The sequence below is a fragment of the Wenyingzhuangia marina genome (genome assembly GCF_900130035.1).
GTDB classification, from domain to species: Bacteria; Bacteroidota; Bacteroidia; order Flavobacteriales; family Flavobacteriaceae; genus Wenyingzhuangia; species Wenyingzhuangia marina.
This window is the reverse complement of record NZ_FQXQ01000001.1, coordinates 31608-56252: the sequence shown is the minus strand read 5'-3', so window position 1 is coordinate 56252 and position 24645 is coordinate 31608. Positions and strand designations below refer to the sequence as shown.

Here is a 24645-nt window from a genome sequence, read left to right as displayed (position 1 = left end):
ATCGTTAATTATTTCTAAAATCAAACCATAAAGTCATTGGAATACCATGATCACCACTCTTGATTCTGATATTTGTTGGTTGACTTTCTGGACCTTGATCACTTAAATTTTTAAAAGCTCTCATTCCAGGAATTTCATACATAAAAGAAATGTTTCCTTCTGGAAATCTAGGTTGTGGGAATACTTTTGAAATGGCTTTTTTAGGTAAATCTGGCGTAAATAATCTTAAAAATAATTTATCAGATTCGCTAAAAAATTGAACATCTCCGTTTTTTGTTTTAAGATTTGCAGCAATCATATTGGCATGATATCCTTTAAACTCAGGATATACTAAGTTCTCAAAACTTTCTCCAGTAATTGTTTGATTGTAGTCTTTTTCCCAAAGTCCCATAGTGGTTCCTTTAATTCTGTTTTTCCAAACATGGTAAGGTCCGTTTCCAATCCATTTTATAGATGTTACACCTTCTTCTGGAAAATCAAAAGTAAGTCCAAATTCACTAATAGATCCTTGAATAAAAGCATCGTCGAAACCACTACTTCTACCAGCGTATTTTAACATTAAAGCATCCATTTTAATTCTACCATCGTTGTACATGGTCCAAGTAATATTGTCTAAACCTCCAGCATATTTAATATAACAAACCGCAGAATCTTTGTATTGTTTAGTAGTTACTTTATCAACTTTAAATTTCATTCCTACAGGACGAGGTCCATTGTTAAAAGGAACATCTCCTTTTTCATTTTTAATACTGATGATTTTACCAGTTTTGGTATCTAATTTCAATGTCACTTTTTTACTAGTTAAAGTAACTTCATTTTCAGATTGAGATACTTTTACCTTTTTTCTTTCTTTTTCTGTTTTGATGAATTTATTAGCAAAATAAGGAGCTTTGTGTATTGGCCATGACCATGTATAAATTTCTCTACCAAATTTATCATTTGCAGTAATTTCTAACCAATCTCCTTCAAAAAAATCATCAGGTAAATCAAACTTAATTTTTCTAGTTTCTCCTGGTTCAATGCTTCCTGAATTAATAGTGTTAGAAGCAGTAATCACAGCTTTATCATTATTATAAATAACATCATCACTAGTTTTTAACACACGATATTCAAGTTTGCACTCATCAAGGTTTGTATAAATGTATTCGTTACTCACCATAAAAGAACCGTCAAACATAGAGGTTACTTGTTTTGGTTGAAACTGAATTGGAGACCAAACTTCTTTTACGGTAAAGAAACTACCTTCTTTTTCCCTATGTGGCCCTAAAACACCATCGGCAGCAAGGTTTCCTTTTGAATCAAATTTTTGTTCTCCAGTCCAATCTGTACGTAAAACAGCTTCATCTAACATAGCCCACATAAATCCACCAGCAAATAATGGACTTTGTTTGTATCTATTCCAAAAATCTTCTAAACCAGCTCCAATACCGTTGTCATAGGTTCCGTGCATAAATTCAGTAGGGAAAAACACATTTTCACCATTGTTAAATCTGTGCATTCCTGTTAAATAAGTAGGATAGTGGTGTGTGTCCCAACCATCAAAATCAGACCATGGGTGAATTACAATTCTATTTTGTGGATCGTATTGGTGGAAAACGTGATCAATTTCGTAGTTCCATCCTCCTTCATTTCCGTGATCCCAAATAATTACAGATGGATGATTGACATCTCTCTGAACCGTTTCTTTAATAATTTTAGTTCCCGTTTTGGTATCATATCCGTTTTGCCAACCCGCAACTTCATTTAGCACAAATAAACCTAAAGAGTCACAAGCTTCTAAAAAATGTGTGTCAGGAGGGTAGTGACCTCTAACGGCATTCATATTCATGTCTTTAATTAAGTTTACATCTAAAACACTAATGATTTTATCGGTACTTCTTCCAGATTCTGGCCAAATGGTGTGTCTGTTAATTCCTTTCATAATGATTTTTTTACCGTTTACGTAAATACCATCCTTTTTAAGGAATTTTATGGTTCTAAATCCGATTTTGGTTTTAGAAGTATGAAGTGTTTTTCCGTTGTTTTTAAGAGATAAACTTAACGTGTATAAATTAGGAGATTCAGGATCCCATGTTTTTACATTGTCCCATTTAGCTTTAATGGTTTGTAAATCTTCTTTACTGTTGATAGGTAACGTAATAGCAGGGAATTTTTCATCACCTCCTATAGGATTGATAGTTGCTTCAATAGTACTATTTTTAGGAATGTTTACTAATTCTAAATCAGCAGTTAAGGAACCATCCATTTGAGCATCAACCGCTACGTGTTTGATGTGTGAATTTGGAGAAACTGTTAACCAAACTGGTCTGTAAATTCCACCAAATAACCACCAGTCTGTTTTACGTTCTGCATTGTTTACAGTGTTGTTGTTAGAGTGTTTAGAAACATGTACTTCTAAAAGATTTTCAGCACCGTAGTTTAACAAAGATGTAATGTCATATTTAAATTCATAAAAACCTCCTTGATGAATATCACCAGCAGATTTTCCGTTGATTTTTACTTCGGTATCGGTCATAGCACCCGCAAAAACAATGGTTACATTTTTACCTTTGTAATTTGCAGGAATATTGAATTTATATTTATAAAAACCTTCTTCTTTACTTGGCTCTTTTTGATTTAACTCTTTGTACCATCTACCATAAGTATAAGTTCCAAAACCTTGTAATTCCCAGTTTGAAGGAACATCAATCGTTGTCCACTTGTTACTATTGTGTCCATCAGTACACATAAACTCCCATTTTACAGGGTTTTTAAAATCTTTACCAGATAAATATATTTTTTCTGATTTTTGGGCTACAGCATTGATACAATAAAGTAATGCAAAAGTAAATAGCATAGCTATCTGCTTTGTTTTTGTTTTATTAAAAGTCATATAATTATTAATTACCATCAGGTGTTTCTATTTCAAATCTTGTGCTCATTGGTACGGTCCAATCATTTAATTGATTTGGATATTCAGGGTTGTATTTAGGTGTATTGGGCTTGATGTATTTAACAAGTCCTAAATTTAATTCTTGAATGCCTAAGACTACAGATTTTGCAATTTCATTGGCTCCAAAACTGTTAAAATGAGTATTGTCTTCTAAAGCTTTTGTTTGTCTAGGAAAAGTATTTGCAGGATATTGTACAAACGCTTTTCTAGAAGGTTCATCTCCCCAAGCTTCGTACATTTTGGTAGTCATTTTGGTAATGTCAATCAAAGGAACTTTTAATTTATCAGCTACTTTTCTCATCGCAGCTGGATAATCTCCATGCGTAGGTTTTAAAGTACCATCACTGTTAAACGCTCTTCTTTGTGTTGGAGTACACAATATAGGTATTCCACCTTTTTCTCTAGCTTGGGTAATATATTCTTTTAATAAATTGGTGTAAAGTCCCCAAGCACCATTCCCTTCTCCTTTTATTTTTTCATCATTGTGACCAAATTCAATAAAGATATAATCACCAGGTTGCATTAAACCAAGAATTTTCTTTAATCTTCTACCTCCTTTAAATGAAGGTAAAGAAGCTCCAGATTCTGCATAATTAGCAAATACTACATCAGACGTAAAATAATTGGTAATAAACTGTCCCCAAGAAGCCCATGGCTCCATATCTTGGTCTGTAACTGTTGAATCTCCAGCTAAAAACACATTGATAACATTAGAAGCTGGAGTAATTTTTATGCTTTGAATAGCAGGTTGTCCAGAAAACTCTAAGGTTAATTTATTGTCCCAATTTAATTGGCCTTTGTTACGAGCTTTAATGGAAATATTAGAATGTTTGTCTATTTTAGGAGTTCTAACATTTACAGTAAATGATTTACGAATAGATTCTTTTTTATCTGTTTTAACTTCTTTTAGCATCAGTCTCCTAGATTCTGCTTTTACAGAAGTAGTAGCACTTTTTTTTCCTCCTAAAACCACGTCAATAGTGTAGTTTCCTTCAGGGAGTTTTACAGAAAAGTAAATAGAGGTGTTTCCTGAGATGTTTTGTTTTTCAAACTTAACTTTTTCAGAAGATTGATAATCGAATCCATAACCTTTTTTCTCATTGTAGGTAATAGGTTTACTAATTATTGTTCCAGAATTTGATTTGATTTTTTTACCAAAATAGAATTCTTGGCTTTGATCTTTTTGTTGTGCGTTAGCATTCAATAGAAAAAAACATAAAAAGGCACTAAAAAGATGTTTAAAATATTTCATTAAAGTTTTTTTAGCAAACTAGTGTTAATGTTGTAAAAATCTATCCTGTACTATGATGCTATTTTAAAGTCTTTTTTACCAGAATCTTATGTTAAATATAGTAATAAAACAGGAACATAAGACTCCTGTTTTTATTACCATTTCAATCTTTATATCGTAAAACTAAATAGTTTATTTAGAAAAATTGTAGCTAGGGTTTGTAAAATCTTTTAATGCTTCAAATGGAATAATTGACCAAGGAGTTTCATTACATTTTTTATTAGTTAGCGTTTTACTTTCTAAATAAAGCCCTTTACTAGTTAGTTTCCATAGAGGAAATTGCCAAGCTTTAATGCTGTTGTAATTACATTGTTTAGTTTCTATATCGTTTATTTTTTCAGGATAAAGACTTGTTAAAATTTCTAATATCTTAGGTCCAAAAACTTTATATCGGTATTGCATCCATTTGTATTCTCCAGTAGACAATTTAGGTTGAGGTTGTTCACCAAACCAAAATAAATCTTCTAGTTTTGGTGCTATTCCATCAATCAATTTAAATGTATGGTACTCTACAGCGTTACTTCCTTTAGAGCCATAGCAAGATCTATTTGTATTGGTTGTAAAACTAATAAAGTTGGGGTTTAAAAAAGTAACTTTATAATCAACCGAATACTCACCTTTGTTTCCGGCATATACACAAGAATACTTTGCATCAATCATTCTTAAGTGGATGGCAATTAATTTGTTATTAATACTATCAGCCTGAATTTTATATTTACGACTATTTATAATTCTAAAAAAAGAAATTCCAGTTACGGGGTCTGTCATTTTTCGAATACGAGCTCCTTTTGATATTTTTTCTTTTTTATCTTTTTTAAACTTAACGTCTTTTGTTCTGTATGCAGTAAAAGGATCTATTTCGTACTGGTTAATCACTTCTGTAAAAGGGTGATCTAGTTCTTTAATATCAATTGGTTTTAAGGTAAAAGTAACTTTTTCTTTATTTTCATAAGTCCATGTTCCTGTCCAAAAGTTTTTTTCTTTTTCAATTAATTGTACAGAGTCTTTGGTAATATTTTGTTTTGATATAGGATCCCAATATTTTGATATCAAATTAATTTGGCCGTTTTCTAGAATAATTCCTTCTAGTAAATGATTGTATAAATCGCTTTGTGTAAAGTAACTTGCAATGCAGTCATTTCCGTATTCATCTATTTTAATGGCAAGTTCTGTTTCCCCAACTTTTCCTAGTAAATAATATGTTTTTTCTCGGTGAGCATAAATATTGTTAATGCATAGAAAAAACATGATTCCAATAATGGCGTTTTTCATTTTTGATATAATCGTTTAGATTTATAAATTGAAATAGAGTTTTTTTTGGGGTAAAAAAAGAGTAATTTGCCCGCCAAATTAATTAAAATATTCGTAATTAAATGGATGGATTTGTCTTTTATTTAAAACAAGGAGTAAATCATATTACAGATTTAGAAGGAATAGACCACATGGCCTTTATTATTACACTTTGTGCTGTGTATAAAATAAAGCAATGGAAACAAATTCTTGTTTTGGTAACTGCATTTACCATTGGGCATACGGTAACTTTAGCGCTTTCTGGATTGAAACTTATTTCTGTGAACCAACAATTGGTAGAAACTTTAATACCAGTAACCATATTATTAACGGCTATTTACAATATTGTAAAAAAGACTGATACTGCTAAAGGAGGAATTCAGTTCAATTATTTATTAGCTCTGTTTTTTGGATTTATACATGGAATGGGGTTTTCAAATTTTTTTCGATCTATGATGATGGGAATAGATGATGAATCTATTATTTTTCCTTTGTTTTCTTTTAATGTTGGAATAGAATTTGGGCAATTGGTTATTGTGGCTTGTTTGTTGTTAATTAATGTTATTTTAACCACTATCTTTTCTGTGAAGCACAGAGATTGGAATTTAGTTATTTCTGGAGCAGGAGGAGGGATTGCACTTACCATGATTCTTAAACATTTTATATAAAAGTTTTGAAAAAGATTCTTATTACATTTTTGTTTTTTTTTACCACTTGTAGTTTATGGGCTCATGCCATAAAAATGACGACGGGTAAACTGAATATAAATACTAAAGAAAATATCTGTGAACTCACTCTGAATTTTTTTATTGATGATTTTGAAAGTGAATTAATCAAAATGTATCCGCAACCTCCATTTGACTATAAAACTCCAAATAGTCAAATGCAAGAAACCATTGAAAGTTATGTTTTAAGTAATTTAAATATTGAACTTAATGAGATGTTGGTAAACTTAACTTTAATTTCAATTCATAAAACTGAAGATAATGTTTGTCAAGTGGTTTTTAATGGAGAATTAGATAAGAATCAAAAAATTGATATTGTTACTGTTAAGAACACATTGTTGTTTTCTTCTTTTGATAAGCAATCAAATATTTTACATTTTTACGTAGATGGAGAAAAAAAACAAATTTTTAGATTCTTTGCGGGGGTGCCTGTAAGAACCGAAAGAATTTAGACTAAAATATTATTTAAATAAAAAACGGTGATAACATTTTTGCTAACACCGTTTTTTATGTTTGTATGCCAATTATTGTTTAATAAATTGGGCATCAATTACAAGTTTTACTTTGTCAGAAACCACCACACTTCCAGCTTCTGTAACTGCACTCCATGTAAGGTTAAAATCTTTTCTATTAATTTCTCCAACAATTTCAAAACCAGCTTTAGTTTGTCCATAAGGGTCTACAGCAACTCCGTTAAGCTCTACAGCTAGAGAAATTTCTTTGGTAATGTCTCTAATAGTTAAGTCACCAATTAATGTTTCTCCGTCAAAAGATTTAGATTTAAAAGTCATTTCAGGATATGATTCTGCGTTAAAAAAATCATCAGATTTTAAGTGAGCATCTCTGTCTTTATTTTTTGTATTGATAGAATCTATTTGAGCTGTAAAATCAAAACTAGCTCCTTTAAAATCTTCATTTTCTGTTTCTAAATTAGCACTAAAATTTTCAAAATGACCTGTAACTGTTGAGATCATCATGTGTTTTACTTTAAATGCAACTTCTGAATGTGTTGGGTCAATAGCCCATTTTGTTAATTTTTCCATTTTACTTTTTTTTTATGATTAAATATTCATTGGTACTTCCATTAATAATATTTTGGCACTTTTTGCAGCCTTTATTTTAATGACCTTGGTATTCCATATTCCAAAACCATCTCTTGTTTCAAGTTCTTGTCCTTCAATATTGGCAGTTCCTTCTAACACAAAAAAATAAACACCATTTTTTTGTTTGTGTATTGTATATTCGGTACTCGTGTGTTTATTAAATTTTCCAATACTAAACCAAGCATCTTGATGCAACCAAACTCCTTTATCGTTTTTATTTGGAGAAAGTATTTGATAAAATTCATTTACTTTTTCTAAATCTTTGGTAGATATTTGATCGTAACGTGGCGTTACTTGTTGTTTGTTTGGGAAAACCCATATTTGTAAAAACTTGACATCTTTTTCTTTGCTTTTGTTGTATTCGCTATGAAAAACCCCAGTTCCAGCACTCATTACTTGTACATCACCTTCTTTAATAACAGTAGTGTTTCCAATGCTATCTTTGTGTTCTAAGTCACCTTCTAAAGGAATAGAAATAATTTCCATATTGTCATGTGGATGTGTTCCAAATCCCATTCCTTTGGCTACATGATCATCATTTAAGACCCTGAGCACTCCAAAATTCATTCTTTCTGGATTGCGATAATTTGCAAAACTGAAAGTATGGTATGAGTTTAACCAACCATGGTTGGCATGTCCTCTTGTACCAGATTTATGTAAGATAGTATTCATAACTATATGTTTTTAACTCTTGTAATTTGATATCACAAAGATCTAGAAACTATATAGTTTAAGAGATGTAAAAAAACGGGAAGGACTTATGAAAATCCGATATTTAATGATTTTCCTTGAATTTTGAAGGAGAAATACCTACTTGATGTTTAAAAAATGCACTGAAATGAGCTGGTTCAGAGAAACCCAATTCAAAACCGATTTCTTTGTTAGATAGATCCGTAAAATAGATCAAACGTTTTGCAGCTACTATAATTCTACTTTGAATGTGTTCTTTTGCTGTTTTTCCTGTTTGTGTTTTTACCAATCTGTTTAAATGATCTGGAGTAATATTTAGCTGATTGGCATAATCTGTAGTAGCATGCCATTTTTTGTAATGCTGATTGATTAAGTTTTTAAACTTACGCATAGTAGAATCTATACTTTCGTAAAAATGAGGTGGTAAAGAACAGGTATTATTACACTCTATTAAAATTAACTTTAGCAAAGAACCAATGGCCTCATTTTTATAATCTAATTGCGAATTGTATTTGTTGAAAATTTCCTCTAAATAAATATTTATTTTTTGATGAATGTCATCAGTTAAAATCAAAGGAGGACTTGATCCAAAGTCGTTAAAAAGATTTAAATCTTCTATGAAAGAAAGTGGAATATTATTCTCTATTAAAAATTGATTTGAAAAAACCAAAGCATAGCCATAAGATTGTGAAGTTTCTATAATTTGATGAACCTGGCCTGGAGCAACAAAATAAACTTGGTTGGACTCTAAGGAAAACTCGTTAAAATCTATGTAATGTTTACCACTAGCTTTGTTGGTTATAATGACTGTATAATAATTATGTCTGTGTGGTGTGTCTGGTTCTCCGTTTCTTTTGATGTAAATATCTTCCATTTTGGAAATCCCAAAACTTAAGTGTTCATCTTCTTTATTTACTTGTTTATATGTTTTTACGTGATCCAAATGAGAACAATTAGTTGTATAAATATATGGAAAAGCGTAGCATTTTATTCTTTAAAAGTTAAGATAAAAGTAGTTCCTATATTTACTTTACTTTCTACTTCAATTGTACCACCTAAACTTTCTATGTGACTTTTGACTAAAAATAATCCAATTCCTTTACTATCATGATGGTTATGAAAGGTTTGATGTAATTTAAAAATATCTCCCTTTACTTTGTCCATGTCAAAACCAATACCGTTATCAGAAAAAATAATTTGTGTTCTACCTTTTACTTTTTTAGAAGTAATAGATATGATAGGTTTTCTCTCAATATCGGCATATTTAATAGCATTTGAGAGGAGATTTAAAAAGATGCTTTGTAAATAAAATGAACTAAAAGTAATGCTAGGAACTTCTGAAAAATCAACAAGTAATTTTGCTTTCGAGTTTTTTATAGATTCACTAATAGATTCTTTAACAATATTTAAGGTGTTGTTTAGGTTTAGTTTTTGTAAATCTATGTTAATTTTTTTCTCTGTATTTAAAGTTTCTATATGCTTGTTTAAAGTCTGTTTTAAATTCAAAACAGAAGTGTAAAAAACTTCAATGTATTTAAGAGTTTGTTTGTCTTCAATTTTAGGAAAGTTCATCAAGCCAAACAAAGAAATAATATTGTCTATGGGAGATCTTAAATCATGTGAAGTTGTGTAAGCAAATTGTTTCAACTCAGTATTTAATCTCGTAAGTTCTATCAGTAAAGAATTTCTTTTTTCTTCTAATTCTTTAATATGTGTAATGTCTTTTGCTACAGCATATATCAATTCGTCTTCAGGTTCTGATATAGATGTCCAAGACAGCCATACAACATTTCCATTTTTAGTTAAATATCTATTTTCAAAGTTTAGTATAGGATCTTTTTCACTAAGACTTTTTCTGAATTTTAAAGTTTTTTTTCTGTCTTCAGGATGTACAAAATTAGTTACAGGATGTTGCATCATTTCTTCCGTGCTATAGCCTAATAAATTAGAAAAAGCAGGATTCACTTTCTTTAAGTATCCATCATAAGTTGCAATGCAGAGAATATCTGGAGTGATGTTGAAAAAGCGTTCAAGATTAAAATCTTGTTTAGATTTTAATTTGAATAAAGATATGTCTTGACTACTATCCATTCATGGTAAATATTAATTACTGAAACAATTTATACACAAAAAGATATTTTTTTATGTATGAATAAATAATAACATAAGTTACTAATTATTTTGATAAGATTGATCGTTATATATATGTATGATGTGCAAATCTACTTGTAATGTATGGAATTACATGGTGTTTATACTAAAACAATTGTTAAATTTGTTTATAGAATTAAAAATAATAAGAAAATGAGCCAATTTGATAACGAAAAAATTCAAGAATATTTAAAAGGAGGAGCAGTAGTGTTAGATGTAAGAACTGATGAGGAGTATGCAGAAGGACATGTGCCAGGTTCAGAACACATTGTATTACAAACTTTACCAGGAAAAGTAAATATTGTTAAAGATTATGCAAAACCTGTAATTGCTGTGTGTAGGAGTGGGGCAAGAAGCCAACAAGCTACAGATTTTTTAAAGCAACACGGTATAGATATTATTAATGGAGGTCCTTGGGAAAACGTAGATCAATATGTTAAATAAAAAATAACGGTTATATATAAAAAAAGCTCTTTGACATAAAATCAAAGAGCTTTTTAGCGAACTAAACTAACGTTTACTAATTATAAAAAAAAATACTAATCTCTCCAAGGTTTGTAATTTTTTGCCTCTGGTCCTTGAAGTTTTCTTCTTTTGTTATCTGTAACAATTGCTATTGTCTCGGAACTTTTTTCATTTTTCCAAGGCTTAAAGTTTTTAGCTTCAGGTCCTTTTAAATCTTTTTTAGAACTTTTATTTACAACAACTGTAGCTTCAGTTTCGTACTTCCAAGGCTTGTAGTTTTTAGCCTCTGGTCCTTTCAATTCATTTTGTTTTTGAGCGTATACACTACTACCAATCATAACTGCTAAAATCCATACTAAATTCTTCATAAACACTATCATTTTAATGATTTATCTATGATAAAAATACAAGCAAATTAAGGATTTTGAAATATGAGAAAAGCGGTATTTTTTTATGGTGTTTATACGTGTAAATATATACGTGTTTATACTTACTTTTTGTTATATAAGGTTTAAACTACTGGCCTTGTTAATTAATTCAACAGTGTTTTTAACTTCTAGTTTTTTAAGCATATTAGATCTATGAGTTTCTACTGTTCTTGTACTGATGTATAATTTTGATGCTATTTCTTTGGTTGTTAATCCTTTTGATAATAATTCTAAAATTTCGGACTCTTTTTTAGTCAGTTTTTTAATGCTTTTTACTTCAGCCATACTGTCAATCATTTTTTTAGACAATTCTTGATTGTAGTATTTATGCCCGTTGTATACTTGTTTTATAGCGTCTAAAACTTCTTCTTCATCGGTGTTTTTTAGTAAATAACCATAGGCACCATTTTGTGCACATTTGGCAATGTAATTACCGTCATCATGCATAGAAATAGCGATGGCTTTAATGTCTTTATATTTCTTTCTTAATGTTTTTAAAACTTCAAATCCATTCATGTTTGGCATAGAAAGATCTAACAGAATAATATCAGGAATCATTCCTTCTTTTAATACATTAATCAATTCTAAACCATCTTCTACATTGGTTAATACATTTAAAAAGTCGTGTTTGTTTAACAAAGCAGTTAATCCATCTCTAAACAATTGATGATCGTCTGCAACAATAAGATTGATTTTATTCATGAGTCAACGGAATTTCAATTTCTACATTAGAATTTTGTGGTTCGCATTCAAAACTTATAGAACCATTTAGAATTTCTACTCTTTCTTTTATATTTATAATACCAGAGCCTAAGTTAACGGTTTCTGTATTGTAACCAATACCGTCATCAAAATAGAAAATAGATAGGTAATCATCAAATTCAGTGATAGAAATTCTAATTTTTTCTGCATTTGCATGTTTTACACTGTTATTGATTAATTCTTGACTAATTCTAAAAATAGAAATAGCAATATTGGTGTTTATCTTAGAGTGTTTTGTTTTAATAGAATTGTTAAAATCTATATCAATATTGGTTGTGTTCTTAATTAGTTTTACAAATGTTTTTAGAGTTTCTCCAACCCCAAAATCAATCAAAGAAGGAGGCATTAAAGCATAGGTCATTCTTCTAATTTCAGCAATCGTATGATCAATTAAAGATTTCATTTTTTCTTTTTCCTCAACATCAATCTTCATGTTCTCTACAAAAAACCTAAGACTGGTTAATAATGGACCAATACCATCATGTAACTCTTGAGCCAATCTTTTTCTTTCTGTTTCTTGTCCTTCAATTAAAATTCTCTTTTTATTGGTATTTGCTTGTGCTACTTTGGTTTGATACTCTACTAATTTATCTTTCATTTTAACTAGTGAATTACCAAGGACATCTGCATCAGATTTTGGCTTATACGTGCTGTCCAATTTCATTTCACCAACTTCTTGAGAAAAAGTAATGGCTCTGGTTAAAGATTCTTTTAAAGAATTTAAGGCTTTTAAAATATCATTGATTTCTTTAAAGTGAGTTTTTTTACCAATACTAACATTGTAATTTCCTTCTGTCATGGCCAACAATTGAGTTTCCATGGTTTTTAAAGGTCTTGATATAAATTGAGTGAAATAAATTCCAAGTAATAGCGCAATAATAAGAATAGAACATGCAATAAATAACAATTTCATTTTCATATCTTGTAATGGTAACATTACTTCTGCCACATCCATTTCGGATAAAATAGCCCAGTGGATATTAGAAATATCAATGCGATGATAAGCGCTATAAACAGGAATATTTCTATAATCTTTGTAAATTCCATTTTTTAAAATATTATTAAAGGCATTTTTAACACTTTTAGTATTCGCTTCAATATGATAAGGAGCTTTGTTTGGAAAAAATCTAGAAGCAGATCTTAATTTAGAATCAGGTCCAACTAAATAGGTTTCACCACTTTTACCCATTCCAGTTCTTTCTAATAAAATTTGTTGAATATTATCACCAGGAATGATTTTTAAACTAGTAATAGCACCATTTTTTATTTTTACAAATCCAATGGTTAAAGTTCCGTTTTTAGAAATAGATGTAAAATCATACATCCCTGTTTTGTCTATAGAAAAAGGAAGTTTTTTTAAATCACTAAGGTCAATATTATGTAAGGAATCCTCTTGTATTTCAGTAAAATGATACCATTCAGAATCTAAATATTTTTCAATTTGAACTCTTTTTAATCGTTCAATAGAACTAAGTTGAGATAAAATTTTCTCATCTAAAGTCTTTTCAAACTGATTGTAAAATGATGTGGATAAAGAAATTACAACTACAAAAAGTAGTGAATTTATAATGATGATAATCCAAGTTCTAATGTTCATTATTGAATGTATTGTAAGGTAAATAAACAACTTTACGAATGTACGTAAATTTAATATTTACCAAAGAATCCCTTTGTTCAAAACTTAGGAATTTTACAAGTTAAAATGTGTTGTATAATTTAAAAGGCTCTTTAACTTTTAGGTTAAAGAGCTTTTAAATTAATGCTTTTTTGATGTTTGATATTACCAACCTCCGCTGGCTCCACCACCTCCGAAGCCTCCGCCTCCGAAGCCACCACCGCCAGAAAAACCTCCACCGCCTCCAAAGCCACCAGAAGATCCTCCTCGGTAACCTCTACTGCTTCCTAAACTACCTAATAAGATAGCAGTAAAAATGTCAGAAGAATCTAATCCACCACCTCGGTTATTAGAACCTCCGTTTCCTTTGCCAGAATTATTTCCTCTACTCATAAAAAAGAGTACAGCTCCTACAATAAGAATTAGGACAATAATGCTCCCTTTTCTGTTTTTTGTAGATTTTTGTTTATCCGCTTTGTATTCTCCAGCCAATATTTTAATAATAACATCCGTAGCTTGGTTTAAGCCATTGTAATATTGTTGTTTTTTAAAATTAGGCGTAATAATATCATCTATAATTTGCTTACTTAAATAGTCTGTAAGTAAATGCTCAACACCATAACCAGTAGCAATATGAATTTTTCTTTCGTTGGGAGCAATTAAAATAAAAACACCATTGTCTTTACCTTTTTGACCAACTCCCCAGTCATGGGCTTTTTCTGTTGCCAGCATGGCAATATCATTTCCGTTTAAACTTTCAATGGTAGCAATTACTATTTGTGTAGAAGTAGTATCGCTGTAACGAATTAATTTTTGTGATAATGCCTGTGCCTCTTGACTTGATAAAATCTTAGCATAATCATAAACTCCTTTAAAAGTAGTTTCTTTTTTCGCTAAAGGTTCTTGTGCTTGCGTAAGTACTGTTGAAAAAAAAGCCAGTCCCAGGACTAGCTTTGTGATGTGTTTTAACATATAATTTTATTTTCTATCTCCAAACAAACGTAGTAAGTATAAAAATAGGTTGATGAAATCTAAATAAAGCGTTAAAGCTCCCATAACAGCTCCTTTTTTAGCATTCTCTTCAGAATCTAAATGGTTGGCCATTTTTTTAATTTTTTGAGTATCATAAGCGGTTAAGCCTACAAATACCGCAACTCCTACATAGTTTAAAATCCAGTATAAAGCTGCAGATTGTAAAAACATATTAACTACTGTGGCAATAATAACACCTATTAAAGCCATAAATAGTAGATTTCCCCAGCTTGTTAAATCTTTTTTAGTAGTGTATCCATATAAACTCATGGCTCCAAAAGTACCTGCCGTAATAAAAAATGTAGAGGCAATTGAGCTAGAGGTGTAAATCATAAAAATAAACGACATGGTTATACCATTCAAAATTGAATACAATACAAATAATAAACTAGCTCTTTCTGCTGTCATTTGTTGAATTCTAGCAGACAGCCATACTACCAAACCTAACTCTGCTATTATTATTCCAAAAAATAACATATTGGGAGACATTCTTCCTTCAGGGGTAATACCGTAAAAAAGTTGAAAAAATGCAGGAGTAGTGGCTGCCCACCACGATACAAATGCAGTAATTAACAAAGCTCCACTCATCCAAGCATATACTTTGTTCATAAATGCAGCTTCTTTAACCGAGCTGCTGTCAATAGAAAATGGGTTCATAATAATTATCCTTTTGATATTTCGTCTGACAATTCGTTGGTGTCGTCACTTTGGTATTTAAAGTAGGTTTTTAATTGATTACCCGCCTCTTCAATACCATCGATTAGTCCTTGAGCAAATTGTCCTTGTTTAAATTGATTAATAACTTTGTCTTTGGTGGTTTCCCAAAATAAATCGGGTACAACTTCGTTTATACCATCATCTCCTAAAATTACAAATTGTTTGGCCTCTGTAGCTACATAAAACAAAACACCATTTCTAGCTTCTGTTTCAAACATTTTTAGATCGTTAAAAACAGCAATAGCTCTATCCATAGCATCTCCTTCAAAAGTAGGTTCTATATGAACTCTAATTTCACCAGAGGTGTTTTTTTCTGCTTTCTGAATGGCAGTGACAATTTGTTGTTCTTCGGTTTCGGTAAAAAACGGTTTGGTTTTACTCATTTTTAAAATTTTACTTCAGGAGCTTTACTAGCTGCTGGATCTGCTTTAAAGTATTCCATTTTGTCAAATCCAAAAAGATTTGCGGTAATGTTTTTAGGAAACTTTCTAATCATAGTATTGTAGCTAATCACCATGTTGTTAAAACGGTTACGCTCTACGTTAATTCTGTTTTCAGTTCCTTCTAACTGAGATTGCAAACCAATAAATTGTTGACTTGCTTTTAAATCTGGATATCTTTCCGAGACAACCATTAATTTATTTAAAGCACCACTTAATCCTTGTTGTGCTTCTTGGTATTTTGCAATGTTTGCAGCCGATAAGTTATTAGCATCAATGGTTACAGATGTTGCTTTGGCTCTTGCTTCAATAACACTGGTCAAGGTCTCTTCCTCATGACTTGCATATCCTTTAACTGTTGCCACTAAATTTGGAATTAAATCAGCTCTACGTTGGTAAGAACTTTCTACGTTTGCCCATTGTCCTGTAGCTGCTTCTTGAGCGCTAACCATACTATTGTATCCGCAAGAACTCAAAGAGATTGCAGCGACACAGATCACTAAATATTTTACAATTTTTTTCATGCTCTAATTTATGAATTATAGTTTAAAATGAAGCATAAATTATACCAATATCCTAATATGACAGAATGTCTTTTATAGTTGATTTTTAATTTTAATTAATTCGGTTTTGATACTTTCTAACCTACTAATAATTTTAGCATTGGTAATGGTTTCCTTGGGTTTTTCTCGCAATTTTTTACGAACTCCTTCTAAAGAATACCCTTGTTCTTTGGCCAGGTGATAAATAAGCTTAAAATTTTCAATATCAGTTTGGGTAAACATTCTATCACCTTTACTGTTTTTTTTAGGCTTAATCATATCAAATTCCTGCTCCCAATAACGTATCATAGAAGAAGTAACACCAAAAGCATTGGCTACTTCACCTATTTTATAATACCTTTTTTTAGGAAGTTCTACATGCATTAGTCTAATGATTGATTTTCTTGTGAAGATAATACCAACATAGCTTCGTATTCTTCTGGAGTTAAATCATTATGATAAAAATAAACAGGATTTAATTTTTGATTTCCTTTTTTAACTTCATAATGTAAGTGAGGAGCTGTAGAAGATCCTGTAGAACCTACCAAACCAATTAAATCTCCACGTTTAACTTTTTGACCTACACGTACATAAAAAGTACTCATATGTCCGTAGGTAGTTTCGTATCCAAACCCATGATTAATGACTACATGATTTCCAAAACCTTTTCTAGATTTTTTAGCTGTTTTAACCACTCCATCACCAGTCGCATAAATATTAGTTCCTTGCGGAGCAGAAAAATCCATTCCCCAGTGCATTCTTCTGGTTTTATAAATAGGGTGAATTCTAATTCCGTACCCAGAAGCCATTCTTTTTAAATCTTTATTCGCTACGGGCTGAATGGCAGGAATAGAAGCCAGCATTTCTGATTTGTTTTTTGCCAGTTTTACAATTTCATCTAAAGATTTAGATTGAATTACCAAACGTTTTGCTAAAACATCCATTTTTTTAGTAGCTTCTTTTACAAGTTCACTATTTTTAAATCCATCCAAGTTTTTGTATCTGTTCACTCCACCAAAACCTGCACTACGTTCATCATCAGAAATAGGTTTGGCTTCAAAAATGACTCTATATACGTTATTATCTCTTTGTTGAATTTCTTGTAGAATAGCATCAGACTCTTCCATTCTTTTTTCTAACAGTTCATAATTAAACTTTAAATTGTTTAATTCTTTTAAAGTAGCTCTTTCAGAAGGGGATTTTAAAATAGCACTAAACGCCACAAAACCAATTAGTCCCACTAAAAAAATAGCAAAAGTATATAGAATGGTGTTTCTTAAAACTATTTTAGTATTCTTCTCTATCGGTTGATAAGAAAGAGTGTCAGAATCGTAATAAAATTTTGCTTTCGCCATGAATCTAAAATAACTATTTTTGTGACCTAATTAAATAAAGTAATTTAATTGATGTTACTAACGTACAAAATTACAAAATGTTTTACTAACGTAACTATTGATGATTACTTAACCCAATTTATTATATGAAATCTCAGGATATTAGAAAGACATTTTTAGAATTTTTTGAATCTAAGCAACATAAAGCGGTACCATCTGCACCCATGGTTTTAAAGGATGATCCTACGCTGATGTTTGTAAATGCAGGTATGGTTCCTTTTAAAGAATTCTTTTTAGGTCAACGTAAAGTTGTAAATACTAGAGTAGCAGATTCACAAAAATGTTTAAGAGTTTCAGGAAAACACAATGATTTAGAAGAGGTAGGAATTGATACTTATCACCATACTTTATTTGAAATGTTAGGAAACTGGTCTTTTGGAGATTACTTTAAGCAAGAGGCGATTGATTGGTCATGGGAATTGTTAACTGAAGTTTTTAAAATAGACAAAGACATTTTATATGTGACTATTTTTGAAGGTGATGATTCTGAAGGCTTAGCAAAAGATATGGAAGCATATGATATGTGGAAGAAACACGTACCTGAAGACAGAATTTTATTGGGAAATAAAAAAGATAATTTCTGGGAAATGGGAGCGCAAGGACCTTGTGGACCTTGTTCAGAAATTCATGTAGATATTCGTTCAGCAGCAGAAAAGGCAAAAACCCCTGGAGCAGAGTTGGTGAATATGGATCACCCTCAGGTAGTAGAAATCTGGAACTTGGTATTTATGCAGTTCAATAGAAAGGCAGATGGTTCTTTAGAGAATTTACCAAACCAACACATTGATACGGGAATGGGATTTGAGCGTCTTTGTATGGTTTTACAAGGAGTTCAATCTAATTATGATACTGACGTATTTACACCGTTAATCCATGAGTTAGAATCTAAGACAGGATTTGAATACGGAAAAAAAGAAGAAATAGATATTGCTATTCGTGTTATTTCAGATCACGTAAGAGCTGTTGCATTTGCTATTGCTGATGGTCAGCTGCCATCTAGCACAGGAGCAGGATATGTAATTCGTAGAATTTTAAGACGTGCTATTCGTTATGGGTTTACGTTTTTAAATCAAAAAGAAGCATTTATTTATCAATTAGTAGAAGTGTTGAGTAATCAAATGGGAGCATTTTTCCCAGAAATTACTGCTCAGAAACAATTGGTGATGAATGTAATTAAAGAAGAGGAATCGTCATTTTTAAGAACTTTAGGACAAGGATTAGGATTGTTAGACAATGTGATTGCTGAAACCAAAGGGGAAGAAGTTTCTGGAGACAAAGCTTTTGAATTGTATGATACTTTTGGTTTTCCTATCGATTTAACAGCATTAATTTTAAGTGAAAAAGGATTTTCTTTAAATGAAGCTGAATTTGAAGCTGCTTTAGAAAAACAAAAAAATAGATCTAGAGCTGCTGCAGAAATGGATATGGATGATTGGGTAATTTTAAAAGATGATAATCAACAAGAGTTTGTAGGTTATGATTATTTGGAAACCAACGTGAAAATTACAAGATATCGTAAAGTGACTTCTAAAAAAGATGGGGAGTTATATCAATTGGTATTTAACTTAACGCCGTTTTATCCTGAAGGAGGAGGTCAAGTTGGAGATAGAGGATTTTTAGAAGCTAGTAATGGTGATGTGTTACATATTATAGATACTAAAAAGGAAAATAATTTAGTAATGCACATTGCTAAAGATTTACCAACCAATCCTTCTGATAGTTTTAAAGCGGTGGTAGATGCTAAAAACAGAGAGTTATCTAACAATAATCACTCAGCAACGCATTTATTGCATCAAGCATTAAGAGCTGTTTTAGGAACGCATGTTGAGCAAAAAGGATCTTTGGTGAATGCGAAACATTTACGTTTTGACTTTTCTCACTTTGCAAAGGTAACTAATGAAGAAATAGAAGAAATAGAAGCTTTTGTAAATGCTCGTATTCGTGAAAAATTAGACTTGCAAGAGTTTAGAAATATTCCAATGCAAGAAGCTATTGATAAAGGAGCAATGGCTTTGTTTGGAGAAAAATATGGAGATACCGTTCGTTTAATTCAGTTTGGAAACTCAAAAGAATTATGTGGTGGTACACACGTTGCCAATACAGGAAACATTTGGCATTTAAAAATTACTAGCGAAAGTGCAGTAGCGGCTGGAGTAAGAAGAATTGAAGCGATTACAGGGGATGTAGCTAAAGACTTCTTTACCAAACAAGACAAAGCTTTGGTTGAAGTTAAGCAAGCTTTAAAAAACGCAAAAGATCCTTTGAAAGCTATTGTAAGTTTACAAGATGAAAATGCAGCTTTAAAGAAAGAAATAGAATCTTTATTAAAAGAAAAAGCCAAAAATATTAAGGGTGATTTAAAAGCAAGTATCAAAGAAGTAAATGGAATCAATTTCTTAGCGACTAGAATTGATATGAATGCTGGTGCTATTAAAGATATTGCTCACGAATTAGGAGGTGAGGTAGAAAATTTATTCTTTTTTGCAGGAGCTGAAAATGAGGGTAAAGCAACTTTAACTTCATACATTGCTAAAAACTTGGTAGAAGAAAAAGGATATGATGCTGGTAAAATTGTTCGGGAGTTAGGAAAATACATCCAAGGAGGTGGTGGTGGACAAAAGTTCTTTGCTACTGCAGGAGGTAAAAATCCAGCAGGTTTATCTGAAGCTATTGAAAAAGTAAAAGAATATTTATAGTTAGTTGTTGGTTTTTAGTGCTTAGTTATTGGTTGTTTTTTTAACAGTATAGAGTGACCAAAAACTAAAAACCATGAACCAAAAACCAATAATTTGAAATTTAGAACAGAAATAAAATTAGGATCCCAACAACAAAATCAAATAGATTACAAGTCTAAGATTTTGTTGTTGGGATCTTGTTTTTCTGGAAATATTGGAAATAAACTTTCTTTCTATCAATTTGATACTTTGATAAATCCTTTTGGGACTCTGTTTAGTCCAACTGCCATTGCTAAAGTTTTAGAAGATACTGTGTATGAAAAAAAACATTCAGCTAGTGACTTGGTAAAACAAGGAGAGTTTTTTCATTCTTTACATCATCATTCTGATTTATCGGGAATTGAAACAGCTGAAGTTATCGAAAATATTCATCAAGCTCAGCAAAAGTGTTTGAACCAATTAGTATCAGCTACTCATGTAATTATAACTTTAGGAACTTCTTGGGTGTATGGACATGTTTTAACCAATCAGTTGGTGGCTAATTGTCATAAAATTCCACAAACAGAATTTGATAAAAGAATGTTGACTATTCAAGAAATTGAAGTTGCTTTAGAAGAAATTATTAAAAATATTAGAAAAGTAAATTCATCTGCTCAAATTATTTTTACGGTAAGTCCTGTAAGACATCTTAAAGATGGCATGATAGAAAATTCTCTAAGCAAAGCACAGTTATTGAGTGCTGTTGGAAAAATAACTAATGGTGGCGATACCACCTATTTTGGAAGTTATGAAATGATGATGGATGATTTACGTGATTATCGATTTTATGAATCGGACATGATTCATCCAAATCAAGTTGCTATCGATTATATTTGGGAACAATTCTCCAAGGTTTGGGTTAGTGAAAACTCACAAAGTTATTTTAAAAGAATAGCTTCTGTACAGCAAAGTAAATTGCACAAACCATTTCAGCCTGATTCAGAATCACATCAAGATTTTTTAGAAAAATTAAAGCTAAAACAAGCACAGTTAGAGCAAGAATTAAACATCCGTTTTGATGCATAAAAGTTTTAAACTTCAAGGACAATCATTCCAAGATCCGTTAGCGTTAATTTCGTTTTCTAAAACGGTGTCAGATGAATTGTATTGGTTTTTACAAGAATGGTTTTCTGATGCAGAAACCTTAATAGTACAAACATCAGGCTCTACAGGAGTTCCAAAATTAATATCAATAAAAAAAGAGCTGATGCAAAACTCAGCAAAAGCTACCGGTGCTTTTTTTGATTTAGGAGCGGGAACCAAAGCTTTGTGTTGTTTGTCTATAAACTACATTGCTGGTAAAATGATGGTGATTCGTGCCTTAACTTTGGGATGGGAATTGGATGTGTCAGAACCAGTTAGCAATCCGTTAGAAAATACTTTTAAAGAATATGATTTTTGTGCCATGGTACCTATGCAAGTACAGGCTAGTTTATTGAATTTGTATTTGGTAAAAAAGTTATTGATTGGTGGAGGTGTGGTGTCGCAAAATTTACAAGAGAGCTTACAAGACTTGTCTACGGAATGTTATGCCTCTTATGGAATGACGGAAACCGTGAGTCATATTGCGGTTAAAAAATTAAACTCGGTAACCGAGCATAGTCAAGATGTAGTTACGAGTAGTGATGAGAAAAAAAGTCTTAGAGCGTGGTCACTGAGCGGAGTCGAAGTGGAGTCGAGAAGTTATTACAAGCTGTTGCCTAACATTTCCATTTCTAAAGATGATAGAGATTGTTTGGTAATTGACGCTCCTTTGTTGTCTGAAGAAAAAGTGGTGACAAACGATGTGGTTTCCATTCTTTCTGATAACGAGTTTGAATGGTTAGGTCGTGTTGATAATGTGATCAATTCAGGAGGAGTAAAATTACACCCCGAAGCCATAGAAAAAGAGCTTTCAAAAATTATTTCAGAACGTTTTTTTGTAGCAGGAATCCCTGATGAAATTTTAGGTGAAAAATTAATATTGCTAATTGAGGGAGAAAATAGAGCATATGATTTTAGTTCTTTAGCATTATCAAAATATCAAACTCCTAAGCAAACTTATTTTGTTGAACAGTTTGTAGAAACGGAAACAAAAAAAATCCAACGAAAAAAAACGTTGGATTTGATAGATGTTAAACTTCAATAAGATAAGAGGTAATTTGTTTTATTTGATTTCCTTTTGCACTTTTAAAAAGATAAAAATCAGAAAAAGCATAGTTTTTTCCATCAGTCATTTTAAAAATTCCGTTAGCAGCTCCTTCTTTTCCGTGCGATAATATTTGCTCAAGAACTAATTCTTTGGCTTTAGAATCTTTCATTTGTTCCAAGGCCGTAGCAAAATTTTCTTTTCCAGTAATTTTTTGTTTACCTATCATATTCCAAACAATATCATCTGTTACACTTTTAAGAAGAAATGGAATATCGTTCTTAGCGAATGCAATATTAAAATCTTTTAAAAAGGCCATTTTTGGAGAATTTCCACAATTGGGATTTGAGATAATCATTGTCATAACATGATGTTTTATCTAAATAAAAAATCAACAGAAGCTTCAGTATCTAAAGCATTAAATCCTTTAATATTATTTTTAATAATTAAGGTGTTAATCAACTTACGCTTTACATTTTCGTAAAAACTAGTTTGAAACTGAGCAGGACTTCTACCGGCTAAAATTTCTTCTCCAATTTTGTCAGATAACCACTCTACAGGCGTTTCATTTTTTAATCTTTTAAAGTCTAAAGTAGGTTGTAAAGTAGTTCTATCTATAGTTTCTAAAGTAAATTCTATATTCTCTGGGTGAGATTCGTTTACGTTAAAATTTAAGATAAATTTTTTGTTAAACTCTTTAATATCCATGTATGTTGTTTTTTAGGTTATTCAAATAAAAAGTCGATGTTGGTATTTATATCTAAAACATCAAATTCTTCTATTTCTATTTTTTCAAAGAAGGCCAAAATAAGGTTTCTTTTGATCACTTCGGTAAAATGTTCTGTTAATTCTGATCTTTTGCATTCATGATGTTCAATGCCATTGGGTAAAAAACTCATTCTATCAATTGATGTTAAAGTACAAAGTACAGTATCGGTAGTCCTTAAATCTTTAATGTTGAATAACATCATATTGGCTTTATGATATTCTTCAATAGTCATAATTCCTTCATCATCGTGATGATGGTGATGATGCTCGTCATGTTTGTGGTCATGATCGTGATCGTGGTGGTGATGTTCGTGATTACTCAAAATATTTGTTGATTTCGTTTTCTGATAAATTTATGTCTGTTACATTGTGAACTTGTAATACTTCTTCTAAAGCATCAATCTTAAATTTTAAAATGGCTTTGTTAAGGTCTTTTCCTTCCAAAAATTGTTTAAAGCAAGTATTGTTTTCATTTTCTAAAACTTCATTCATTACTTGCATGCTGTTGCGATCTAAAACCATTAATCGGAATCTTTTGCTTTTGGCTCCTTTTTCATAACCAAAACCTAAAATGTATTGTTCTCTAAATTGTTGTACAGTCATGTATACTATTTGTTTTTGCAAAGATACTAATTACCAATTTTGATTTGCTTCTAGTTGCTCTTCAAATTCATCATCTAAAATGGAGAAAAAATCAATACCCGTTTGTTTTTCTACTTCGTTAACAGAAGTTTGATAATCTGTAAAAGGTTCCGGTTTTGATAGATGAGGCAAAATAAAAGCTATCATTTTTTGTGGTTTGGTTACATCGTAAATTACTTTGTAATAATATCCAGGAACGGTAACCTTATTTTCTCCAATGTTTTCGATGTTGTTTTTAAAAATAGGTCCCGTTACCACTATAATAGAATCTTCCTGAATGACCCAATCTCTTACTTTGGCTTCTAATTTTTTCCATTCTCCTCTGTTAAAACCAGGAAGTTGAGGTGACATATTAGACATGAAAAAGGTTTCGGACATAGCGATTTCATTTAATTTCATGTCGGCAGCAGCACATAAATGACCTCTATCATATCCGCTGTTTTTGTAATCCTTTAAAGAAGCAGATTTGGTAGTAATTATATCATCTTCTCTAAAATTATCTTTTCTTTTAGCTGTTCCATTAACAAAATCTTTGGTTAATAGGTAATATACCCAATCTGCTTGTTCGTGTTTTTCATTATAAGACAATGAATAATAAGTATGATGGTAGATTTTATTGTTTGCAGTCGGTAAAAACTTCTGAAAGTTATAAGTTTTATTTGTTTGATTTACAGGATCAACTTTTGGGACAGATTGATTTTTTTGAATAAGGGTACTACAAGCAATAATGACACAAATTGCTAAAAATAGTAGTAAAATTATTTTTTGATTTTTTTTCATAGCTATTGAGTTAGATAGATAATGATAAATAAAAAC

General features: G+C 31.0%; 27 protein-coding genes. 6 read left to right on the top strand and 21 right to left on the bottom strand.

Annotation, left to right across the window (positions count from 1 at the left end):
- Positions 1 to 4: 4 nt before the first annotated feature.
- The 3 genes from BUB70_RS00255 to BUB70_RS00245 all read right to left on the bottom strand — a co-directional run bounded on the left by BUB70_RS00255 (position 5) and on the right by BUB70_RS00245 (position 5495).
- A complete protein-coding gene (locus BUB70_RS00255; protein ID WP_073118534.1) occupies positions 5 to 2836 on the bottom strand; it encodes a glycoside hydrolase family 2 protein in 2832 nt (943 codons plus the stop codon).
- Positions 2837 to 2879: 43 nt separating this feature from the next.
- Positions 2880 to 4184, bottom strand: a complete 1305-nt coding sequence (locus BUB70_RS00250) for a rhamnogalacturonan acetylesterase (RefSeq protein ID WP_073117686.1) — start codon at positions 4182 to 4184, stop codon at positions 2880 to 2882.
- Between the two features lie 171 nt (positions 4185 to 4355).
- On the bottom strand, positions 4356 to 5495 hold the full coding sequence (locus tag BUB70_RS00245) for a hypothetical protein (RefSeq protein ID WP_073117685.1): 1140 nt from the start codon (positions 5493 to 5495) through the stop codon (positions 4356 to 4358).
- A gap of 101 nt (positions 5496 to 5596) precedes the next feature.
- Between BUB70_RS00245 and BUB70_RS00240 the strand changes: the two genes are divergently transcribed.
- Positions 5597 to 6181 carry a HupE/UreJ family protein gene (locus BUB70_RS00240; RefSeq protein ID WP_073117684.1) on the top strand — a complete coding sequence of 195 codons (585 nt, stop codon included), beginning with the start codon at positions 5597 to 5599 and terminating at the stop codon, positions 6179 to 6181.
- 5 nt (positions 6182 to 6186) lie between these two features.
- Positions 6187 to 6690 (top strand): DUF6702 family protein, encoded by a 504-nt coding sequence (locus BUB70_RS00235; RefSeq protein WP_143155207.1) that lies wholly within the window; start codon positions 6187 to 6189, stop codon positions 6688 to 6690.
- 72 nt (positions 6691 to 6762) lie between these two features.
- Here the strand turns inward: BUB70_RS00235 and BUB70_RS00230 are convergent, their stop codons facing one another.
- The 4 genes from BUB70_RS00230 to BUB70_RS00215 form a co-directional block, all read right to left on the bottom strand.
- Positions 6763 to 7281 (bottom strand): YceI family protein, encoded by a 519-nt coding sequence (locus BUB70_RS00230; protein WP_073117682.1) that lies wholly within the window; start codon positions 7279 to 7281, stop codon positions 6763 to 6765.
- An 18-nt stretch (positions 7282 to 7299) separates the two neighbouring features.
- Positions 7300 to 8013 (bottom strand): pirin family protein, encoded by a 714-nt coding sequence (locus BUB70_RS00225; RefSeq protein WP_073117681.1) that lies wholly within the window; start codon positions 8011 to 8013, stop codon positions 7300 to 7302.
- Between the two features lie 103 nt (positions 8014 to 8116).
- Positions 8117 to 8974, bottom strand: a complete 858-nt coding sequence (locus BUB70_RS00220; RefSeq protein WP_229742997.1) for an AraC family transcriptional regulator — start codon at positions 8972 to 8974, stop codon at positions 8117 to 8119.
- A gap of 44 nt (positions 8975 to 9018) precedes the next feature.
- Positions 9019 to 10122, bottom strand: coding sequence for a PAS domain-containing sensor histidine kinase (locus tag BUB70_RS00215; RefSeq protein ID WP_073117680.1), 1104 nt, complete (start codon positions 10120 to 10122; stop codon positions 9019 to 9021).
- Positions 10123 to 10335: 213 nt separating this feature from the next.
- Here BUB70_RS00215 and BUB70_RS00210 point away from each other — a divergent pair, with 213 nt between their 5' ends.
- Positions 10336 to 10626 carry a rhodanese-like domain-containing protein gene (locus BUB70_RS00210; RefSeq protein WP_073118531.1) on the top strand — a complete coding sequence of 97 codons (291 nt, stop codon included), beginning with the start codon at positions 10336 to 10338 and terminating at the stop codon, positions 10624 to 10626.
- Positions 10627 to 10721: 95 nt separating this feature from the next.
- Here the strand turns inward: BUB70_RS00210 and BUB70_RS00205 are convergent, their stop codons facing one another.
- The 9 genes from BUB70_RS00205 to BUB70_RS00165 form a co-directional block, all read right to left on the bottom strand.
- The gene (locus BUB70_RS00205) at positions 10722 to 11015 is read right to left on the bottom strand and encodes a hypothetical protein (protein WP_073118530.1); all 294 of its coding nucleotides are present in this window, start codon (positions 11013 to 11015) and stop codon (positions 10722 to 10724) included.
- A 132-nt stretch (positions 11016 to 11147) separates the two neighbouring features.
- Positions 11148 to 11777 carry a response regulator gene (locus tag BUB70_RS00200; protein WP_073117679.1) on the bottom strand — a complete coding sequence of 210 codons (630 nt, stop codon included), beginning with the start codon at positions 11775 to 11777 and terminating at the stop codon, positions 11148 to 11150.
- Complete coding sequence (locus BUB70_RS00195) at positions 11770 to 13434, bottom strand: sensor histidine kinase (protein ID WP_073117678.1); 1665 nt, start codon at positions 13432 to 13434, stop codon at positions 11770 to 11772. The genes BUB70_RS00200 and BUB70_RS00195 overlap by 8 nt, the downstream gene beginning before the upstream one ends.
- A gap of 183 nt (positions 13435 to 13617) precedes the next feature.
- Entirely contained in the window at positions 13618 to 14424 is an 807-nt protein-coding gene (locus BUB70_RS00190; RefSeq protein ID WP_073117677.1) for a TPM domain-containing protein, read from the bottom strand.
- A gap of 6 nt (positions 14425 to 14430) precedes the next feature.
- On the bottom strand, positions 14431 to 15141 hold the full coding sequence (locus BUB70_RS00185) for a Bax inhibitor-1/YccA family protein (RefSeq protein ID WP_073117676.1): 711 nt from the start codon (positions 15139 to 15141) through the stop codon (positions 14431 to 14433).
- A gap of 5 nt (positions 15142 to 15146) precedes the next feature.
- Positions 15147 to 15584 (bottom strand): TPM domain-containing protein, encoded by a 438-nt coding sequence (locus BUB70_RS00180; RefSeq protein WP_073117675.1) that lies wholly within the window; start codon positions 15582 to 15584, stop codon positions 15147 to 15149.
- A gap of 2 nt (positions 15585 to 15586) precedes the next feature.
- Positions 15587 to 16165 (bottom strand): LemA family protein, encoded by a 579-nt coding sequence (locus BUB70_RS00175; RefSeq protein ID WP_073117674.1) that lies wholly within the window; start codon positions 16163 to 16165, stop codon positions 15587 to 15589.
- 72 nt (positions 16166 to 16237) lie between these two features.
- A complete protein-coding gene (locus tag BUB70_RS00170) occupies positions 16238 to 16567 on the bottom strand; it encodes a MerR family transcriptional regulator (protein WP_073117673.1) in 330 nt (109 codons plus the stop codon).
- Positions 16567 to 17538, bottom strand: coding sequence for a M23 family metallopeptidase (locus tag BUB70_RS00165; protein WP_073117672.1), 972 nt, complete (start codon positions 17536 to 17538; stop codon positions 16567 to 16569). Before BUB70_RS00165 ends, BUB70_RS00170 begins: the two co-directional genes overlap by 1 nt.
- Before the next feature lie 125 nt (positions 17539 to 17663).
- Between BUB70_RS00165 and alaS the strand changes: the two genes are divergently transcribed.
- The 3 genes from alaS (at position 17664) to BUB70_RS00150 (ending at position 22419) form a co-directional block, all read left to right on the top strand.
- A complete protein-coding gene (alaS, locus tag BUB70_RS00160) occupies positions 17664 to 20273 on the top strand; it encodes an alanine--tRNA ligase (protein ID WP_073117671.1) in 2610 nt (869 codons plus the stop codon).
- A gap of 93 nt (positions 20274 to 20366) precedes the next feature.
- Complete coding sequence (locus tag BUB70_RS00155) at positions 20367 to 21317, top strand: GSCFA domain-containing protein (RefSeq protein ID WP_073117670.1); 951 nt, start codon at positions 20367 to 20369, stop codon at positions 21315 to 21317.
- Complete coding sequence (locus tag BUB70_RS00150; protein ID WP_073117669.1) at positions 21310 to 22419, top strand: AMP-binding protein; 1110 nt, start codon at positions 21310 to 21312, stop codon at positions 22417 to 22419. The genes BUB70_RS00155 and BUB70_RS00150 overlap by 8 nt, the downstream gene beginning before the upstream one ends.
- Here the strand turns inward: BUB70_RS00150 and BUB70_RS00145 are convergent.
- From BUB70_RS00145 to BUB70_RS00125, 5 genes are read right to left on the bottom strand one after another with little or no spacing between them, the layout of a single operon-like run.
- Positions 22406 to 22783: a nuclear transport factor 2 family protein gene (locus BUB70_RS00145; RefSeq protein WP_073117668.1), complete on the bottom strand. Its 378-nt coding sequence runs from the start codon at positions 22781 to 22783 to the stop codon at positions 22406 to 22408. The two genes, BUB70_RS00150 and BUB70_RS00145, sit on opposite strands and share 14 nt — an antisense overlap.
- Before the next feature lie 11 nt (positions 22784 to 22794).
- Positions 22795 to 23127 carry a hypothetical protein gene (locus BUB70_RS00140; protein WP_073117667.1) on the bottom strand — a complete coding sequence of 111 codons (333 nt, stop codon included), beginning with the start codon at positions 23125 to 23127 and terminating at the stop codon, positions 22795 to 22797.
- A 17-nt stretch (positions 23128 to 23144) separates the two neighbouring features.
- On the bottom strand, positions 23145 to 23510 hold the full coding sequence (locus tag BUB70_RS00135; RefSeq protein ID WP_073117666.1) for a hypothetical protein: 366 nt from the start codon (positions 23508 to 23510) through the stop codon (positions 23145 to 23147).
- On the bottom strand, positions 23503 to 23790 hold the full coding sequence (locus tag BUB70_RS00130) for a hypothetical protein (protein ID WP_073117665.1): 288 nt from the start codon (positions 23788 to 23790) through the stop codon (positions 23503 to 23505). The genes BUB70_RS00135 and BUB70_RS00130 overlap by 8 nt, the downstream gene beginning before the upstream one ends.
- Positions 23791 to 23820: 30 nt before the next feature.
- A complete protein-coding gene (locus BUB70_RS00125; protein WP_073117664.1) occupies positions 23821 to 24609 on the bottom strand; it encodes a DNA/RNA non-specific endonuclease in 789 nt (262 codons plus the stop codon).
- Between the last annotated feature and the right edge of the window lie 36 nt (positions 24610 to 24645).

What these genes read in the sequence shown, in the direction of transcription:
- BUB70_RS00255 (WP_073118534.1), bottom strand. Translation starts at nt 2,836, where the DNA reads ATGCTATTTACTTTTGCATTACTTTATTGTATCAATGCTGTAGCCCAA.
- BUB70_RS00250 (WP_073117686.1), bottom strand. Translation starts at nt 4,184, where the DNA reads ATGAAATATTTTAAACATCTTTTTAGTGCCTTTTTATGTTTTTTTCTA.
- BUB70_RS00245 (WP_073117685.1), bottom strand. Translation starts at nt 5,495, where the DNA reads ATGAAAAACGCCATTATTGGAATCATGTTTTTTCTATGCATTAACAAT.
- BUB70_RS00240 (WP_073117684.1), top strand. Translation starts at nt 5,597, where the DNA reads ATGGATGGATTTGTCTTTTATTTAAAACAAGGAGTAAATCATATTACA.
- BUB70_RS00230 (WP_073117682.1), bottom strand. Translation starts at nt 7,281, where the DNA reads ATGGAAAAATTAACAAAATGGGCTATTGACCCAACACATTCAGAAGTT.
- BUB70_RS00225 (WP_073117681.1), bottom strand. Translation starts at nt 8,013, where the DNA reads ATGAATACTATCTTACATAAATCTGGTACAAGAGGACATGCCAACCAT.
- BUB70_RS00215 (WP_073117680.1), bottom strand. Translation starts at nt 10,122, where the DNA reads ATGGATAGTAGTCAAGACATATCTTTATTCAAATTAAAATCTAAACAA.
- BUB70_RS00210 (WP_073118531.1), top strand. Translation starts at nt 10,336, where the DNA reads ATGAGCCAATTTGATAACGAAAAAATTCAAGAATATTTAAAAGGAGGA.
- BUB70_RS00205 (WP_073118530.1), bottom strand. Translation starts at nt 11,015, where the DNA reads ATGAAGAATTTAGTATGGATTTTAGCAGTTATGATTGGTAGTAGTGTA.
- BUB70_RS00200 (WP_073117679.1), bottom strand. Translation starts at nt 11,777, where the DNA reads ATGAATAAAATCAATCTTATTGTTGCAGACGATCATCAATTGTTTAGA.
- BUB70_RS00195 (WP_073117678.1), bottom strand. Translation starts at nt 13,434, where the DNA reads ATGAACATTAGAACTTGGATTATCATCATTATAAATTCACTACTTTTT.
- BUB70_RS00190 (WP_073117677.1), bottom strand. Translation starts at nt 14,424, where the DNA reads ATGTTAAAACACATCACAAAGCTAGTCCTGGGACTGGCTTTTTTTTCA.
- BUB70_RS00185 (WP_073117676.1), bottom strand. Translation starts at nt 15,141, where the DNA reads ATGAACCCATTTTCTATTGACAGCAGCTCGGTTAAAGAAGCTGCATTT.
- BUB70_RS00180 (WP_073117675.1), bottom strand. Translation starts at nt 15,584, where the DNA reads ATGAGTAAAACCAAACCGTTTTTTACCGAAACCGAAGAACAACAAATT.
- BUB70_RS00175 (WP_073117674.1), bottom strand. Translation starts at nt 16,165, where the DNA reads ATGAAAAAAATTGTAAAATATTTAGTGATCTGTGTCGCTGCAATCTCT.
- BUB70_RS00170 (WP_073117673.1), bottom strand. Translation starts at nt 16,567, where the DNA reads ATGCATGTAGAACTTCCTAAAAAAAGGTATTATAAAATAGGTGAAGTA.
- BUB70_RS00165 (WP_073117672.1), bottom strand. Translation starts at nt 17,538, where the DNA reads ATGGCGAAAGCAAAATTTTATTACGATTCTGACACTCTTTCTTATCAA.
- alaS (WP_073117671.1), top strand. Translation starts at nt 17,664, where the DNA reads ATGAAATCTCAGGATATTAGAAAGACATTTTTAGAATTTTTTGAATCT.
- BUB70_RS00150 (WP_073117669.1), top strand. Translation starts at nt 21,310, where the DNA reads ATGCATAAAAGTTTTAAACTTCAAGGACAATCATTCCAAGATCCGTTA.
- BUB70_RS00145 (WP_073117668.1), bottom strand. Translation starts at nt 22,783, where the DNA reads ATGACAATGATTATCTCAAATCCCAATTGTGGAAATTCTCCAAAAATG.
- BUB70_RS00140 (WP_073117667.1), bottom strand. Translation starts at nt 23,127, where the DNA reads ATGGATATTAAAGAGTTTAACAAAAAATTTATCTTAAATTTTAACGTA.
- BUB70_RS00130 (WP_073117665.1), bottom strand. Translation starts at nt 23,790, where the DNA reads ATGACTGTACAACAATTTAGAGAACAATACATTTTAGGTTTTGGTTAT.
- BUB70_RS00125 (WP_073117664.1), bottom strand. Translation starts at nt 24,609, where the DNA reads ATGAAAAAAAATCAAAAAATAATTTTACTACTATTTTTAGCAATTTGT.